Annotated in this window: 15 protein-coding genes, 1 tRNA gene, 2 rRNA genes and 1 other RNA gene; 6 read left to right on the top strand and 13 right to left on the bottom strand. The window is 56.6% G+C overall.

Annotation, left to right across the window (positions count from 1 at the left end):
* The 3 genes from BWM17_RS02860 (at position 1) to eif1A (ending at position 2572) form a co-directional block, all read left to right on the top strand.
* Positions 1-687 carry a DUF47 domain-containing protein gene (locus BWM17_RS02860; RefSeq protein WP_309492412.1) on the top strand — a complete coding sequence of 229 codons (687 nt, stop codon included), beginning with the start codon at positions 1-3 and terminating at the stop codon, positions 685-687.
* 167 nt (positions 688-854) lie between these two features.
* Positions 855-2270, top strand: a complete 1416-nt coding sequence (locus tag BWM17_RS02855) for a DEAD/DEAH box helicase (RefSeq protein ID WP_309492411.1) — start codon at positions 855-857, stop codon at positions 2268-2270.
* On the top strand, positions 2267-2572 hold the full coding sequence (gene eif1A, locus BWM17_RS02850; RefSeq protein WP_309492410.1) for a translation initiation factor eIF-1A: 306 nt from the start codon (positions 2267-2269) through the stop codon (positions 2570-2572). The genes BWM17_RS02855 and eif1A overlap by 4 nt, the downstream gene beginning before the upstream one ends.
* A gap of 277 nt (positions 2573-2849) precedes the next feature.
* Here the strand turns inward: eif1A and BWM17_RS02845 are convergent, their stop codons facing one another.
* Positions 2850-3482 (bottom strand): Holliday junction resolvase-like protein, encoded by a 633-nt coding sequence (locus tag BWM17_RS02845; protein WP_309492409.1) that lies wholly within the window; start codon positions 3480-3482, stop codon positions 2850-2852.
* A 256-nt stretch (positions 3483-3738) separates the two neighbouring features.
* Positions 3739-3817, bottom strand: a tRNA-Met gene (locus tag BWM17_RS02840).
* 146 nt (positions 3818-3963) lie between these two features.
* On the opposite strand from BWM17_RS02840, the gene BWM17_RS02835 reads away from it, so the two are divergent.
* On the top strand, positions 3964-4521 hold the full coding sequence (locus tag BWM17_RS02835; RefSeq protein WP_309492408.1) for a chorismate--pyruvate lyase family protein: 558 nt from the start codon (positions 3964-3966) through the stop codon (positions 4519-4521).
* Between the two features lie 16 nt (positions 4522-4537).
* Here BWM17_RS02835 and BWM17_RS02830 read toward each other — a convergent pair whose 3' ends face one another.
* The 5 genes from BWM17_RS02830 to BWM17_RS02810 all read right to left on the bottom strand — a co-directional run bounded on the left by BWM17_RS02830 (position 4538) and on the right by BWM17_RS02810 (position 6336).
* A complete protein-coding gene (locus BWM17_RS02830) occupies positions 4538-4663 on the bottom strand; it encodes a hypothetical protein (protein WP_309492407.1) in 126 nt (41 codons plus the stop codon).
* A 94-nt stretch (positions 4664-4757) separates the two neighbouring features.
* Positions 4758-4952, bottom strand: a complete 195-nt coding sequence (locus tag BWM17_RS02825) for a hypothetical protein (RefSeq protein WP_309492406.1) — start codon at positions 4950-4952, stop codon at positions 4758-4760.
* Between the two features lie 46 nt (positions 4953-4998).
* Complete coding sequence (locus BWM17_RS02820) at positions 4999-5310, bottom strand: acylphosphatase (protein WP_309492405.1); 312 nt, start codon at positions 5308-5310, stop codon at positions 4999-5001.
* Between the two features lie 7 nt (positions 5311-5317).
* The gene (locus tag BWM17_RS02815; protein WP_309492404.1) at positions 5318-5815 is read right to left on the bottom strand and encodes a pyridoxamine 5'-phosphate oxidase family protein; all 498 of its coding nucleotides are present in this window, start codon (positions 5813-5815) and stop codon (positions 5318-5320) included.
* Positions 5812-6336 carry a pyridoxamine 5'-phosphate oxidase family protein gene (locus tag BWM17_RS02810; RefSeq protein ID WP_309492403.1) on the bottom strand — a complete coding sequence of 175 codons (525 nt, stop codon included), beginning with the start codon at positions 6334-6336 and terminating at the stop codon, positions 5812-5814. Before BWM17_RS02810 ends, BWM17_RS02815 begins: the two co-directional genes overlap by 4 nt.
* A gap of 127 nt (positions 6337-6463) precedes the next feature.
* Here BWM17_RS02810 and BWM17_RS02805 point away from each other — a divergent pair, with 127 nt between their 5' ends.
* Positions 6464-7012, top strand: coding sequence for a hypothetical protein (locus BWM17_RS02805; protein WP_309492402.1), 549 nt, complete (start codon positions 6464-6466; stop codon positions 7010-7012).
* On the opposite strand, the gene BWM17_RS02800 is transcribed toward BWM17_RS02805, so the two are convergent.
* Entirely contained in the window at positions 6995-8347 is a 1353-nt protein-coding gene (locus BWM17_RS02800) for a tRNA(Ile)(2)-agmatinylcytidine synthase (RefSeq protein ID WP_309492401.1), read from the bottom strand. The genes BWM17_RS02805 and BWM17_RS02800 overlap by 18 nt on opposite strands.
* A 72-nt stretch (positions 8348-8419) precedes the next feature.
* A complete protein-coding gene (locus tag BWM17_RS02795; RefSeq protein WP_309492400.1) occupies positions 8420-8659 on the bottom strand; it encodes an Lrp/AsnC ligand binding domain-containing protein in 240 nt (79 codons plus the stop codon).
* Positions 8660-8771: 112 nt separating this feature from the next.
* Here BWM17_RS02795 and BWM17_RS02790 point away from each other — a divergent pair, with 112 nt between their 5' ends.
* Positions 8772-10289: an NAD(P)H-hydrate dehydratase gene (locus BWM17_RS02790; RefSeq protein ID WP_309492399.1), complete on the top strand. Its 1518-nt coding sequence runs from the start codon at positions 8772-8774 to the stop codon at positions 10287-10289.
* Here the strand turns inward: BWM17_RS02790 and BWM17_RS02785 are convergent.
* The 4 genes from BWM17_RS02785 to BWM17_RS02770 form a co-directional block, all read right to left on the bottom strand.
* A complete protein-coding gene (locus BWM17_RS02785) occupies positions 10286-10819 on the bottom strand; it encodes a DUF367 family protein (protein WP_309492397.1) in 534 nt (177 codons plus the stop codon). The two genes, BWM17_RS02790 and BWM17_RS02785, sit on opposite strands and share 4 nt — an antisense overlap.
* 529 nt (positions 10820-11348) lie before the next feature.
* Positions 11349-11650: RNase P RNA component (gene rnpB / locus BWM17_RS02780), an RNA gene on the bottom strand.
* 129 nt (positions 11651-11779) lie between these two features.
* Positions 11780-15636 (bottom strand): 23S ribosomal RNA (locus BWM17_RS02775).
* Positions 15637-15811: 175 nt separating this feature from the next.
* Positions 15812-16421, bottom strand: a 16S ribosomal RNA gene (locus tag BWM17_RS02770); the annotation flags it as partial.

The raw sequence follows: 16421 nt of genomic DNA, 5'->3' as shown, positions 1-16421 counted from the left end.
ATGTCCCGTTTCAAATCCACAAGCTCCATCATATGGCTGGGCAGGGAGAGGGATAAGAAAATTCTGGAGCTGTGTAAAACTCACCTCAAAAAAATCCTCCAAGTGGTGGAGGAGATGCATAAGGCCTTCGAAGCCTTCCACAAGCTCGACCGAAAAGGAGTGGACAAATGTTTCAACGAAGTTTTCGAGCGTGAAAAGGAAGCTGACGAAATAAAAAGAGCCATCCTAGAAGAGCTTTCCAAGGGCCTGTTTCACCCCATCAACCGGGATGAGATCATCCGGCTTACCATGACCTCCGACGACATAGCCGCCTACGCGAAGGCCGCTGCCAGAAAGCTGAACTTCATATCCCCGGAAAACTTGACTCCAAATCTGAGGGAGATCCTCAAAATCTTCGCCGACAACCTTCTGAAGATCACCGGGGATGTGAACGCTGCCTTCGAGGCGTTGACGAAGAAAACTAACCTCGCCATTCAGATGTCTCAGAGGGTTGAGAACCTGGAAGAGCGCATCGACGACTTCAGGGTGGAGTCTGTGGTTCCGGAGTTTTTAAGCTGGTGTAACGACTGGAAGGCTGTCGGCCAGTGTCTGCTGCTGAAAGAGATAATAGACGAGATGGAGAACGTGGCTGACAGATGCGAGGATGTGGCTGACGTCATCAGGGACATAGCCCTCAGCTCCGGATAGCAGGGGAAACAGAGCCTGCGGGAGGCTGTTTTTAATTAGCATCCCTGTTTTTCCTTCTAAACGTTTAATAGCCACCAAGCTAATAGTTTTGCACGCAAAGCCGTTTTCTTTTCGGTTCTGATGCCGTTGGAAGAAAACTAAGTTTTGCCGAGGAGTGTCAAAATAGAATGAGTGAATTTCAAGAATTTGGCTTAGACCCCAGAATAGTCAGGGGGCTTGACAGTTTAGGGTTCATGGAGCTGTTCCCCATCCAGGAGCGGGCGATAAGCCCCCTGCTGCAGGGAAGAGACCTCATAGGCCAGGCGAAAACTGGCACAGGTAAAACCGCCGCCTACGCCGTCCCCATGCTTCACAGATTAGACGCTGGAGACAGGCGCATCCAAGGGCTGGTTCTCACTCCGACGCGGGAGTTAGCCGTTCAGGTTGCCCGTGAAATCAGGCGGATGGGAAAATACACCGGCATCCAGGTCGCAGCAGTCTACGGAGGTCAGCCCATTGGTGTTCAGCTTCGCCGTCTGGAAGAGGGCGTGCAAGTTCTGGTGGGAACCCCGGGAAGGACCATCGACCTCATCCGCAGGGGGGCTGTTTCGTTGGGGGGAGTGAACTTTGTGGTCTTGGATGAGGCGGACACCATGCTGGATATGGGATTCATTGAGGACATCGAATATATCCTAGGGAAGACCCCCAGCTCAAGGCAGTTAAGCCTTTTCTCAGCCACCATGCCCGGGGAGATCATCCGCCTGTCCGGGAGGTACATGAAGAACCCTGAGAAGGTACTGGTGGACTCCGACGAGCCTTCTGTGGAGACCTTAGACCAGAGATATGCGACTGCGGATGAAAAATCCAAGCTGAGCGCGCTGGCTGAAATCCTAGGCCGGGAAAAACCCTCCACCGCCATCGTCTTCTGCGCCACAAAGGCCCGCGTCGACAGGCTGGCTGGAAGCCTTAGGAGGCGGTTTCCCGGCGTGGAGGCCCTTCACAGCGGCTTCAGCCAAAACCAGCGCGACAGGGTCATGGAGATGTTCCGGGGGAAGAGGCTCAGAATCCTCGTAGCCACGGACATCGCAGCCAGAGGATTGGACATCCCGCATGTGGACGCTGTCATAAACTACGACGTCCCGAAGAATCCGCTGATCTACTTTCACAGGGTCGGCCGGACGGCGAGGGCAGGGGGTGCAGGTAAGTCCTTCATCCTAGTTTCCCCCAGGGAGCTAGAGGATTTCACGCGCATACAGGACCGCACGTCGGCGGTTATAAAGCCGGCGTACCGGGAAGGGGGGGAAGCGTCTCCCAGTAGTTCTATCCAGAAATACTGCGCCCGATGCGAAAGATGGGTCAACTTCCTCACCGTGGGAAACCTCTGCAAGTGCGCGGACTGCGGCAGAATACTGGGCTTCAGCGAACAGAAAGAAAGGAGAATGTACCCTGTTACCTGCTCGGAATGCGGCAGGAAGGCGGAGGTTCCCTTCAAGCCCCTAGAAGGCAGGGCAACCTACTGCCGGGAATGCTACAGGAAGCGGGGAAGCCGCCGGCCTCCAAGGAGGCCTAGCCGCAGGCGGGAAGGGGGAGCTGAGGCGGCTTGAAGAGGAAGGTGCTGAGCGAAGAGGAGCTTCAAGACCTCATCCTCCCAGGCGAAGGCCAGGTTTTCGGGATGGCCGTCAAGATGTACGGCTACGACCGCATTCTGGTTAACTGCGAAGACGGCAAGGAGAGGCTCTGCCGCATCGTGGGGAAGCTTAAACGCCGAGTCTGGATAAGGGTAGGCGACCTCGTTTTGGTTTCTCCATGGGAGTTTGACTCCAAACGCGGCGACATCGTCTGGCGGTACATGAAAAACCAGAGATACTGGCTTAAAAAGAAAGGCTACGTAAAACTGAATATTTAGAACTCTAAGGCTTTTATGAGGTTCATGATCAGTATACCTATTGAAAGTATACAGTGAGGGAAGATATGCTCGGGACAAACTGAGTTGAAGATTCGAGGAATTGGCATCTAACTGTGAGACATTGGAAGTTAAAGACAGAGAAGGAATGGCTGATTCATATAAGAATAAAATGGTTAAAATAATGAAATATAGCTTCACAAGACTATCATCCAACAATTATTTAATAAAATAATTAATTCAAATAACAAAAACTCAATACAGATAATTCATATTGTAATTATAGCTCTTCTTCATCTTCCTCCTCCTTATGTTTAATTTGTCTTTCACTTTCTTTTTCTATTTCTTCTTCGATTATCTCTCCGACCTCGGCTACCTCCTCTTTAAGAGGGAACAATGTCCATGAGATATTGCCAGTCTCAATAGCTTCCTTCACCATTCTTTCTCTCCTAGTTAGCTGGGGACTTCCACTTTTAACTTCGATAAAAATTATCTCTTCAAGGTCATTTTCAGAGAGACCCTTAAATGCTACAAAGTCTATTGGAGTCCCCAAGAATCTTAGGTCTCTTAGGTCAACTTCAAGCTTTGTAGCTATGAGGAATGGGGCTATTTGTTCTGATACCTTGCCTAATAATGTCCTTATCGACCTCCTGATCGCATCCTCTCTAATGTCTTTCTCACACTCAACTTTCCACTGTTCAAATAATAACTTGTACTCGCTATCTTTCTGTTGTTCAACTTCGCCGATCTTTTTTTCAACCCACTCCTGATACATTTTAGAAGCGAGAGTGTTAGCGCCTTCAGCAACCATCCTTGAAAATTCGGACTTTAGTCTAATATACTTCCATAGAATAATAAAAAGAACAATGGGGAGAACGAATAAAAAAATACTGAACAATATTATTTCGAGCATGTCGATCATAGCTAACTTGCTTTAATGTCATATTTAATTTGACCTGCCTATAATAGAGGGGTGCATGAAAGATTTTTTATCAGACGGACACATATGACTTTATAGGACTATTATTAATAGCCTTAATTAATTCAAAGAAACAATTACAAACTAGAATATTAGATTTAAACATCATTTAAAAATAGAATAAAATTTACATTTAACAAGATATTTAGCAAAAATAAATCCAAATCATGCCCGAACAGCAGAAGTTTAGTGGTAGCGGGGCGTGGATTTGAACCACGGATCTCGGGGTTATGAGCCCCGCGGGTTAAACCTGGCTACCCCACCCCGCTGCTGAGCCGGCATATGGAAGGATGCCGTGCGTGGTTAAATACATGAAGCTTCCGGATTATTATCTTTTCTCCCTCGAAGGGGAAGAGAAACATTAAGGACGTTCGACAGCCATCTATGCGCTGGGAAACAGGGGTGCCTTGGGATTATGGAAACCTTCACCCACCTTAAGCTTTTGAAGGCTCTGAGCCGCGTGGAGAGGAAGCTGGGAAGGAAGCTGGGGGAAGGCCAGAAGATCCTCCTGACCACCGACGGCTCCGTCACCCGGATTCTGGAAATCCTAACCGGGAAGCCGGTGGTGGTGAAGACGCTGAGCCGCAGGGTTGCCCCCGCCGACGCCCAGACTGCCCGGTGGCTTCAGGTGCCGAAGGGAAGCAGAGTTAACTACAGGATGGTGGAGTTGAGGAACCCTCGACCCCCAAGGGTTCTCGCCGTAGCTCGGTCGTGGACGGCGTTGAGCAGGCTGGCCGCTGGGATACGCCGGGACCTCACCTGCACCGACCTGCCCATTGGGAGGATTATTTCCCGGCATCGGTTGGAGGTTCGGAGGGAAATCCTGAGCATCCGCATGGTTTCCGCCTCCGGAGTGTTGGCTAGGTCCTTCAGAGTTGGGGAAGGCACGTCTTTGCTTTCCAAGACCTACAACATCATCCACGGGGGGAACATCCTCATCAGGATCGAGGAGTTTTTTCCACCTGTTTTCTAGGCTTAAAAAACAATGCTCATATGTGCCACTTTTTCACACTATTTTTCAGCCAAGCTTCAAGTTTTTGTTCTGGGAGAAGCTGGAAGCTGGCTCCATCGTCTACGTGTCGGCTGGATGGGGGAAACGAGGTCAGTCCGCCCATCGAAGTTCCTCATCGCAAAGGCTCAGCCAAGGCTGAATTCATCATCAACGGGAGAATGTGGGGGCCTTTTTATTTAAGCCTTTTCTGAGGCTGCCTAGTCTTCTAGGAGTATCCCCTGCCTTTTCAGGGCGGTTTTGATCTTCTCCAGCTCCTCCTTGAGTTCTAGGATTTCCTGGTAGAGGCTGGTGAGGGTTAAAGGCTGCGGGGGAGAGGGAACCCTCGGAGCGTCGGGCAGCAGAGGCTTCTTCCTAGCGCGGGTCAGCCTTTCAGGCTTGAAAACTTCTCCCAACTCTACCTCCCTTCACAAGGGAGGGCGCCAAGAAGGCTTTAAACCTTTACCGTCTGATGTGGAAGCCTTCGAACTCGCCGGCGGGCGTCTCCCAGATGAGTTGGATTTTTTCCACCCTAGCCCCCGGGGGGCCTCGCCGGCAGAATTCCACCAGCTTCTCCACAGCTTCCTTTTCCCCTTCGAAAACGGCTTCCACTCTTCCGTCGGGGAGGTTGCGCACCCAGCCCTTCACCCCATGCCTCACCGCCTCGTCCCGGGTTTCCCAGCGGAAGAAGACCCCCTGAACCCGGCCGCTGACGAAGACGTGGGCTCTAGCCTTCAACCTCATCCCCGGAAAACTTGGGAGAAGAGGCTCCATATAGGATTTACTGCTCCCAGCGGGAGGCCAACGCCTCGAACCGAGGGCCTTTCCACGCGGTTATCTTCGAAGGCTTAACTCTCACCCACCAGAGGCAGGCGGGTTTGACGTCGGCTAGGGCTCCCCTCAGCCACTCCCTAAACCGGGGGTACTTCTCCTCGAAGCGGCTGAGCAGGGGCTTCCACTCCTCCAGCTCTTTCTCCTCCAAGGAGGCCATGGAGCCTAGGATTTCAGCCTCCCCGCGGATGAGGACGCCGAAGTTGTTGAGGGGGTCCACCGGGTCTCGGATGTCGACGGTGAGGGACAGGCGATGGTTAACCCTGAGGTTCGCCAGCTTTTTGGTGGCGGAGAACGCGGCGAAGTAGAGGGAGGAGGCTGAGAAGTCGAAGGTGAAGAAGATGGGAGTCACATGAGGCTGGTTGGAGGCGTCCACTGTGCAGAGGTAGGCGAAAGGGGAGTCCCTGAGCAGGGCTTCCAGCTGGGGGGTTAGAGCCGTGGTCTTCACCGTCCTTCCAACCTCACCGAAACCGGCCGGGCTTCCCTCATGTAGACGAAGCTTTCAACATCCAACCGGATGAGAACCCTGCGGAGGAAGATGGTTGTCCCCCATTCCTTGGGAATCCTAGCCTTCTCCGTCCGGTAGACCCTCATGTACTTGGGGTATTTCTCGTCCAAGAGCCTTCTAACCTTCCAGAACTCCCTCAAGTGAAGCAGCCCGTCTAGCAGGCCGTAGATTTTCACCCGCCCCTTAACCAGCACAGCCCTGTTGTTGTGGGGGTCAGAGGGGTCTCGAATGTCTACCAAGAAGGCTACCTTCGGGTTTTCCCTCATATTCCTAAGCTTCTTAGCCACCTTGGAGGTTAGGAAGTAGATGCAACCGCGGTCGAAGACAAAGATCACTGGAGTAACATGGGGCTCCATGCCCTTCCCGGAGGTTCCAAGATAGCCGAAGAAGCCTTCCTCCAACAGCCAAGCGACTTCCCCCGGCAGGGAGGCAGGCTTCCGGCGGTTTGAGGGTTTCTCCACAACAGCCCAGCCGCCAAAGGATTATCCCCATTAAAGGGGCATCATAATGGATAAAACTTTAGTGGGATAAACTCAAGATACCCTCCAGCCAAGTTCGACGGCAAAGGCCGCTGAACCCCCGGAAGGAATGCCTTTGACCTTCAACCCCCTCATCCTTCTCACCTTCGCCTCCGCGGGCTTCACCTTGAAGGTGGCGGACGTTTGGGGGGAGAGGAAAAAAGGCCTCCCCGCCTACGGGGCCTCCGCCGCGGCGGCCTTCCTCTTTTGGCTGCTGCTGCAGACCGACGGCTCCACAGCCACCCTCATGGTCGCCGTGGTGTTGGGCAGCTTGGCCTCCCTGAAGGTGGACAGGCTGAACCTGGTCTTCGGCCTCGCCTTTTTGGCTGCCCTTTCAGCAGGGCTGGGATTTCAGCATCCTAAACCGGTGCTCTTGGCGGCTTTAACAGCGCTGGGCTTCTTGGACGAGAAACTCCACGACCACTGGGGCAGCCGCGGAGGAACGGCCTTCTGGTTTTTCAGGCTTCGGGGACTGATGAAGGTGGGCGCTGTGTCCCTAGGCCTGACAGGGCAGCTGACCGTCTTCAGTGTGGCGGGCTTCATGGTCTTCGACAGCTGCTACGACCTCTCCAGCCTCCTTCCAGCCGGGCGGGTTCCGGAGCTAAGCCGGAGGCCCTAGGCCCCAGAAGGCTTCAGGCCGGGGTGGGGAGCCGGGTTTCCCGGCTTTTTCCAGCCCGTAGCGGCTGAGGGGTTTGGTTAGATGTCTGTGAGCTCGAGGCGGAGGCATGTAGAGCCCGCTGGACAGGCTTCGGGGGATGGGGAACGGAACCCTGCGGAGGGTTGAGCTGCGGTGTTTGCATTTTTCACACCGGAACCCCTTGTGGGCTCCCATGGAGGTCATTCTTTTCCCGCACCGAGGGCAGAGGGGACTGCGGAACTCCACCACGGGAGCCGTTTCCAAGACTTCCAGTTTTTCCAGGTTGACGGTCCTAGGGCCTAAGGGCTGGGCTTTCCTCAGGCCTCCGTAGACTTTGACCCTGTCCCCCACCCTCAGGGCTCTGACGGTGTTCCTGAAGTTTCCTGTGGGCTCGTAGGCGGCGCAGAAGATTTCACCCGTGGCATCCTTCAACCTGAAGATAACATGGCCTCCGGGCGCGGTCTGAGGCGGCTGGGCTACGAAGCCCTCCACCACCACCGCGGAGTAGGGCGGGATGTCCCTGATTTTAACCGTCTCCCCCAGGTGGGCGTCGGTGCCCTGATTGGTTCTGAAGACCGCCCACCGCTCCGGCTTCTCCCCGGTTTCAACCATGCTCAGGGCTTTCTTGACGGCTTCGGGGGTTTCCCCCCGCACCCCTAGGAGGACGGGGTCCGGCCCTCGGGGAGTCACCAGCACCCGGCCTGTTTCAGGGTCGAGGTTGTTGAAGGTCCACGGCCTCGTAGCCCTGTCCATCTCCACCACCGAGTCGAAGCTCACCGCCCGAGGCTCACCCCTGCGCTCCGGCAGCCGGTAGGCCACCGCCTCGTAGGTGTGGTCTCCTTCCAAAGTCTCTCCGACGGCAGCCGCAGCTCCCACGACACCCTGTCTTCCCTCCAACTCCAAGGCTTCCCCCCCGCAGGCGCGGAGAACCCTGAGGGCTTCCCTCGGCTCCACCACCCTCCGCAGGGCCTTCTGGGAGAGGCTTCTCAACATCGGGGGGACGCTTCCCCGGAGGAAGGCGACCGCCGGCTCCGTGTCCTTCCAAGCTTTCTCGTAGTGGCTGCGGATGAAGGCGAGAACGGTTTCCTTCAACTCCTCGTAGTCGCCTTCGCCGCCTACGGAGAGGCGGAGGCAGACGGCGCCGTTGCCCCGGGTCTTCCAGGGAATGTTGGGGTTCAGCCTCACTAGGTTGGGGTAGTCTAGGAAGGCGAAGCCTTTCTCGGCCAGAATTTCAACCAGCCGGGCTCCGATGTAGGTGGTGCATCCTCCCAGGGGGGAGTCGGTGTCGTCGAAGCCCACATGAACCTCTAATGGCATCTCCCATTAGCCTACTTCAGAGATAAAATTAGCCGGGAAAAAAGGGTTCTGTTCGGCTGAGAGCCAGCTGGGTTATGTTCCAGGCTCGATGACGATCATGGTGAGGGTGGAGCGGACTTTCTCCAGGCGGCGGATGTTCCAGGTGATGCATTCTTTGAGTTTCTCCATGGTTTCAGCTTCCACCTTGGCGATAATATCGTAGACCCCGTAGACCACGTAGGATTCCACCACGTTTTTTATCTTCCTCAACTCTAGGAGAACAGCTTCTTCAGACCCTATCTCCGAATTGATCAGCACGTAAGCCGTCGGCAAAGGTGTTCACCACCTAGAATCTTCCACCACCATGGTTATAAAACTACCCCCCGCCGCCCACTAAAATCTTTAAGGCCTTCAGACCCTCTACAAAGATGAGAAGGGAGAACCCGTGAACCGGGAAAGCGTAACAGCCGAGGAAATGGCAGCCCTAGAGGACAACGCTGAGTATTTGGGCGTGTCCAAGCCGCAGATGATGGAATGCGCCGGGAAAGCCGTGGCCGAAGCCGTGGCCGCCTTGAAGAAGGGGAAAACCTGCATGTTCTACCTGGGAACAGGGCGAAACGGCGGCGACGGCATGGTGGCAGCCCGGCATCTAGCTTCCAGGGGCTTTCAGGTCTCAGCCGTCCTGGTCGGGGGGGAGGAGAAAATCTCCGACCCCAGCGTCGCCCTCAACTGGAAGGCCGTCAAAAACATGGACTTAAGCCTCCGACTTTCCACCGCCAGGGATTCGTCCCTCGTCCCCAAGGCGGAGGCCGCGGCGGCGGTGGTGGTGGACGCCCTGTTGGGCACGGGGGTTAGGGGGAGAATCCAGCAGCCCATCCTTCAGGCGGTGAGGGCCATCAACCAAGCCTCCGCCTACCGGGTGGCCGTGGATGTGCCCACGGGCATCGACGCCTCCACCGGGGAGGTGCTGGGGGAAGCCGTCAGGGCGGACATGACTGTGACCTTCCACGCCCCCAAAACAGGCCTCCTCAAGGCCTCAGCCTACGCGGGAAAGGTCGTCGTAGCCGACATCGGTCTTCCCCCGGAGGCGGAAGCCTACGCAGGCCCTGGGGATGTGAGGAGAACTCGGCGGACCCGGCCGGCTGACGCTCACAAGGGAGACTTCGGGAGGCTGCTGGTGGTGGGAGGCAGCGGAACCTACACGGGCGCGCCGGCCTTGGCGGGGATGGCTGCTCTTCAGACGGGAGTGGACCTAGTCTACGTGGCCGCTCCCCGGGAGACAGCTCGGGTGGTTTCCTCCTACTCCCCCAATCTTATCACGGTGAAGCTGAGCGGAGACTACCTGGACCCTGAGGACTTGAAAACCCTAGAGTCCTATCTCCACCGGGCCACCGCCGTCGTCCTAGGGCCGGGCTTGGAGACGAGGGAAAGGACCAAGGAGGCTGTGGAGCTTTTGTTGAAGGCCGTGGAGGGGCTGGCTAAGCCTCTGCTGCTGGACGCTGACGGCTTGAAGCTCTTCGGAGCGCTGAGGCGGGAGGCCAGAACAGCCTGCGTGCTCACCCCCCACGGGGGAGAGTTTGAGCTGGTCACAGGGGCGAAGCCCCACAGCGGCCTCCGAGAAAGGGGAGAGCAGGTGAAGGAGGCCTCAACGAGGCTGAAGGCCGTGGTCCTCCTCAAGGGAAACGTGGACATCATATCCGACGGCCGGAGGGTCAAATTCAACCGCACGGGCAACCCGGGCATGACCGTGGGGGGCACAGGCGACGTCCTCTCCGGCATCGTGGGGGGGCTCATGGCCTTAGGCGTCAAGCCCTTTGAGGCTTCGGTGGCCGGAGCCTTCGTCAACGGGGAGGCGGGAAACCTGACCCTGAAGAGGAAAGGCTACCACATTCTGCCCACGGACCTTTTGGAGGAGGTGCCCCGCCTCATGGAGAACCCCATGCTTCTCAGGGAGAAGCCCTAAGCCGGGGCTGGGCGGTAGGATTCCTCAAGCCTCAAGACCTCCTCCCGGCTTCCAGCTTGGCGGTAGGCTTCCAGCAGCTCCCGGTTGAGGGAGAGAAAGCTGGAGCCCCACTTGTAAAGGGCCAGAAGCCGCTCGCCTTCAGCCTTGAAGCCTAGGATGTGAAGCGCAGCGGCCAAGGCCTCCAAGGAGCTCAGTTTTCCAGGCTGCCCGTAGTTGACAGGGTTAGCCGCCACCAGGAAGGGGAGACGCCGGCCTACGCCTCGGAGCCTCCGGGTGAAGACCTCCTCCACCCTGTTCCAAGAGCAGTCCACGGCTACGAGGCCCCACCGCTCCACCCTCGGCCTGTCTTCGGAGGCCAAGGGGACAGGGGACGAGGGGTCTAGGAGAACCGCCTGCCGAGGAAGCTGGGAAGCCCGCCTTATCCCCCGGGCTAGGTGGAACCTGAGCAGCTTGGCGGAGGTGCACTTCCGAGGGTCATCCTGCTCCAGCATGTAGGCGTAAAGCTTGACGGGGGGATGCTCACCGTTCAACTCCCCAAACCTCCGCCTTCGACCAGCTTTCTGGATTTAACATCAATGGAAGGAGAAATAGGTTTACTATGTTAACTGTCCTTATAAAAAATAAGGAAGCAGTGAAACTGAAGTAGGTATAGCCAAATCGGACTAAACCAAACTGCTTATGACCACGCATAAAAAATATACGCCTTTGGATTTATATTAATCTCAAGAGGATGATGCTTAAGGATTGACAAAGAAAAAGAAGAAGCTGAGTGAGTGGTTAGTTGACACTTACTCTGTTCCAGGTGTAAACGAAATTAAATTGTCCCCCAATATGCGTCATCCGTACACCTGGACACATAAAAGGGAAAAACGCAAGAAAATCGCTTACATTATAAGTGGAATTGTTGCAACTGTGTTAATTCTCCTTTATTTCGTGTTTATGGTTTAACAATGAAAAGCTAGTTCAGCTTTAGGAAAGAAACAAAACAAAAAATTGAGTTCTAGGATTCTTTGGGTGAATGCTTCAAACCGAAAGTTGGCGTATGCATTTGATGGGTTGGCGTGCAGGCCGTAACCCGCTTTCTGTTTTAGGCGACATGCGGCTACGCGGGCCACCCGCGTCTCAGGTGGAGGTTCATCGACGCCTATTCGCCCTTGCACCTCGCGAAGCAGCCGTTTCAATGCTTCCCAGCCCGTCCTCGGCGACTTAGCACGCCCCATCGCCATGCCAGGCTGGGACATTCCGTTTCTGCTCTGGGGTTAGGACTCTCGTCCTATGCCTTGCGGCACCGCGAGCTCCACCGTGTGAGCGGAGTTTCCTCCAACCCCTCCTAGGGGCTGGGAAGTCGCCCACCTGCTCGCCAACCCAAAAGAACAGCTCAACCCTCCCAGTTAAGCTTTCCCCCAAGAAGGAAAAGCGCAGAGAAAAACCTGGTAAAAAAGAGCACTCGCCGTGCAGAGGATTTTTCGCCCAGACGTAGCTTCGCACTTAAACCCGACACCTCGGGCGGTTGGGGGTGGCACGCTGAACGCCTCGGCCCGAAGGCCTTGGCGCGTACACGTCCACTCCATCAACGGGGTCTTCTACCCCAGCCCTCGTTCGCGGCAACCAGCCCTGTTGCCAAGCCGGCGTAGGCCGCGAAATGGCCGCCTATTTTCGGGAGGGGCTTCGAGCTTAGATGCTTTCAGCTCTTATCCCCGACAGCGCGGCTGCCCGGCGTTTGCCCTGTCGGACAACCGGTAAACTGTAGGCTGCGACACCCCGTTCCTCTCGTACTGAGGGCACCTTCCCCTCAGGCGGCCAACACTTCCAACAGGTAGAGTCCGACCTGTCTCACGACGGTCTAAACCCAGCTCGCGTTCCCCTTTAATGGGCGAGCAGCCCCGCCCTTGGCAGCTGCTGCACTGCCAGGATGGGAAGGGCCGACATCGAGGTACCAAACCGCGGGGTCGATGGGGACTCTCACCCGCGACGAGTCTGTTATCCCCGGGGTAACTTTTCTGTCACCTCCAGCCCCCACCAAGGGGGACATGAAGGATCGCTAGGCCCGGCTTTCGCCTCTGGATTCTCTGCTTTTAAGAATCCAGTCAGCCCGGCTTTTGGCCTTGCCCTCTACACCGGATTCCTGTCCCGGTTGAGCCGAGCTTTGGGCTCCCTTGATATCTTTTTAAGGGAGTGCCGCCCCAGCCAAACTGCCCACCTGCCGGTGTCCCGAGGCCCAAGCCCCGGTTAGGGACACAGCCCCAGAAGGGCGGTGTTCCATCGGCGCCTCCCAAGGCTCCCGGAGAAGCCAAGGTCAACGGCTCCCGCCTACGCTCTGCATCCAGAGCCATGCCCCAACGACAAGCTGCAGTAAAGCTCCACGGGGTCTTCTCTCCCCGTTGGAAGTTCCTGGACTGTTCGTCCAAGTTATGTGGCTTCACCGGGTTCCGGGCGGGGACAGCGGGGCCCTCGTTGTTCCATTCATGCACGTCGGAACTTACCCGACAAGGCATTTGGCTACCTTAAGCAACATCCACCATCTTGGGAAATGGGGATACTGGACCATATCTTCACCCCAACCTTCTAGGCTGAAGGCTGGCTTTGGGGTGCCCGGCGTATGGTCTCTGAGGCGTCCACCCTTTCATCGATCTCCTTCAGTATACCGTCAAGCTCATGTTTTCGGTCGGCGGAGTGCTCGTAAACGTTTCTTATGAGCTCTTTGAAACTCGACGCTTTTCTATGAGCTCCCTTTTCAAGGTTTTCCACCACCTCGGCGAAGAAGCTGAAGGCCTTGGCTTTGGCTAGGAGGCGATGCTTTCTGAAGAAAGGTATGACCTTTTCTTTCAGCTGCCTTCTGTTGTCGACAACGTATTGGAGAAGGTTCTCCTGGCCCGGCTTCGATATTATTCGACCGCATTGCAGCATTCTCCGAAACAACTCCAACACCAGCCGGTTGTCTTTATGCTGCGTCACATGGAAGACAGGGTCGACGACCCATCCGAATTTTGTGTCATTCTGCCTTTTGACTGAGATTGAAAAGCAGCCTTCACCGTCGGCGAAGCCAGCTAGGTAGTAGGCTAGGTATTTGCGGCGTTTCGGCAGCGCCTTAACGTCGGCTAGGTCACTGAACTCATGGAGCACCATGGACTCTCACGCCCTGTTATGGTGTTGCATGCGCAGTTTTTGTGGCTTTCTGGAGGGTGGTTCCCTGCTGGTCACCTTCAACGCCCAACGCTCTTTTCCCTCTCTCGGGGGCGCTGGGTTCCGGTTTCCCAGCATACAGCCGGGTTTAACGACTCCCTTTAAGCTCGAGAGTCAGAGTTACTCCCGGCGTTTAACGGCCCTTAGCTCGGTTGTACCCGAGTTTCAGGTACCGTCACTGGCCAGGATTCAAGAGCCGTACACACCCTTTCGGGCTTGCGGCTCCCTACGTTTTTAGTAAACAGTCGGGACCCCCTTGTCACTGCGACCTGCTGTTCCAGCCGAAGCCGAAACGGCAGGCACCCCTTATCCCGAAGTTACGGGGCTATTTTGCCGAGTTCCCTCGCCCCGGAGTACACCCGACACACCTGAGGCTTCTCACCTAGGGCACCAGTGTCGGTTCTCGGTACGGTCTGCAGGAATCCCCTTTCCCAGCCTCCTTTTCATTGACTCCAAGGATCGGGGAAACCGCCCTAAAGGGGGCGGCTATTCCCGCCTCGAACCGGTTCTCGCCATTACGGCGCTCCCCGGCCCTCGGCCGGTTAAACAGGGCGACGACCCTGCTTCCCCTACCTTGAAGTGTCAGAGGCTAGGCCTGCGTTGCCGCATGGTATCCTGCAGGCACCGGAATATTAACCGGTTTCCCTTTCGGTCTGTCGCGGTTAAGCTAGACCTTAGGACCGGCTTACCCCCGGCCAACGACGTGTTGCCGGGGAACCCTGGCCCCTTCGGCGGAGGGGATTCTCACCCCTCTTGGCTGTTACTACCACCGGGATCTGCACTCCTGACCGGTCCATTGAACTTCACAGCTCAACTTCTCCCCAGTCAGGACGCCCTCCTACCAGGTTGCAACCTAAGTTGCACCCTGAGGTATCGGCAGCCAGCTTAGCCCCGTCCATTTTCGGGGCTCCTGGCCTCGGCGGGTGAGCTGTTACGCACTCTTTAAAGGATGGCTGCCTCTAAGCCAACCTTCCCGCTGTTTTAGGCCAAGAACGCCCTTTGGTTTGACGTTTAGCTGGCATTTGGGGGCCTTAACCTCAGTCTGGGTTGTCCCCCTCTCGGTCCAGGAGCTTACCCCCTGGAACCCGTTTCCCCCCTTCTCCGACGTTGAGGGATTCGGAGTTTGAAAGGAAAGTGGGACCTTTCGATCCCTTGCTTCCCAATCAGTGCTCTACCCCCTCAACAGCCTCCGGGGGGACTGGGCTGCGACCCACTTCGGAGGGAACTAGCTATCTCCGGGCTAGATTGGTCTTTAGCCCCTAGCCCCAGGTTAGGGGAGCGAATTGCACGTCAGCACCCTTGCGGGCCTCCACCGGGCTTTCGCCCGGCTTCACCCTACCCAGGGCTAGATCGCCCGGCTTCTAGTCTCACAGCTGTGACTCCAGGCCCTTTCAGACCTCGCCCCTCACCGAGCCTAAGCTCGGCTGCAGGCCTGTCGGTTTCCCTGCGCCTTCGGCGTTGACAGCCTTAAGCTCGCCACAGCCGTGAACTCCCCGGCCCGTGTTTCTAGACGGAACGCCCGACCCTGGTCCTCCAGCCTCGTCCTCCGCGTTGCCGCGGATTCCTTTGGCTGGAATCCACCCTTTCAGGCCGGTGCGCGGTGTAGCTGCCTGGTTTCAAGCTCTTTTCACACCCCTTCCGGGGTCCTTTTCAGCTTTCCGTCACCGTACTAGTGCGCTATCGGTCTCAGGACGTATTTAGCTTTGGAAGTTGGTTTCTCCCAGCTTCGCATACCAAAACCAAGGTATGCTACTCAGGAAGCCGACCCAACTCCTTCCAGCTTACGCTTACGGGGCTATCACCCTCTCCGGCAGGCCTTTCCATGCCACTTCAGCTTCGCCGGTTAGGAGGCAGTCGGCTCCGCAACCCCACATCGGCCGCGGATTTCTCCACGGTCTTCGGTTTGAGCTGTTCCCTTTTCGCTCGCCGCTACTAGGGGAATCCTAGTTAGTTTCTTTTCCTCCCCCTAATGAGATGCTTCACTTCGGGGGGTTCCCGCTCCGTGAAGGAGCACCGTTGGACCGAAGTCCAGCGGTGGGATTCCCATTCGGGCATCCCCGGATCGAAGGCCGCTTGCGCCTACCCGGGGCTTATCGCAGCTTGCCACGCCCTTCCTCAGCGCCTGAGCCCAGCTATCCACCAGGCAGCGTATCATGTCGGGTTCTCGTTGAAGCCACGTCCAGCTTGCGAAACTCTGCACGGCGACCATTGCAAGCCTCTGAAAGGAGGCCTGCTCCGCCCTTCATCCCACGAAGATTCTCTTCGGGAATTGCATTTGGTTACGCGGAAAAAGTGCGGGTTTACCGCTTCCCCTTTCGCCCTTAGTCGAAGGGTTTCGTAGGAGGTGATCCGGCCGCAGGTTCCCCTACGGCCACCTTGTTACGACTTCTCCCCCCTCGCTGAGCTTAGATTCGACATGGCCAACGGGGACCATGCCTCATCTAAACCCAACTCGGTTGGAGCGACGGGCGGTGTGTGCAAGGAGCAGGGACGTATTCACCGCGCGCTGATGACACGCGATTACTAGGGATTCCATGTTCACGAGGACGAGTTCCAGCCCTCGATCCCAACTGAGGCGGGGTTTGGGGATTACCTTCCCCTTTCGGGGTCGGAGCCCATTGTCCCCGCCATTGCAGCTCACGTGTGGCCCGGGGGATCCGGGGCATACTGACCTGCCGTGGCCCACACCTTCCTCCACCTTATCGGTGGCGGTCCCCCTAGAGTGCCCGGCGTCCCAAGGACCCGCTGGCAACTAGGGGCGTGGATCTCGCTCGTTACCCGACTTAACGGGATACCTCACGGCACGAACTGGCGACGGCCATGCACCTCCTCTCAGCTAGTCTGGCAAGACCTTTAATCTGGCCTTCATCCAGCTGTCACCCCCGGTGAGATTCCCGGCGTTGACTCCAATTAAACCGCAAGCTTCACCCCTTGTGGTGCTCCCCCGCC

Source organism: Candidatus Hecatella orcuttiae (genome assembly GCF_002009985.1).
Taxonomy (GTDB): domain Archaea; phylum Thermoproteota; class Bathyarchaeia; order Hecatellales; family Hecatellaceae; genus Hecatella; species Hecatella orcuttiae.
Note: the sequence above shows the minus strand (reverse complement) of the source record. Positions and strands in the feature narration are given on the sequence as shown.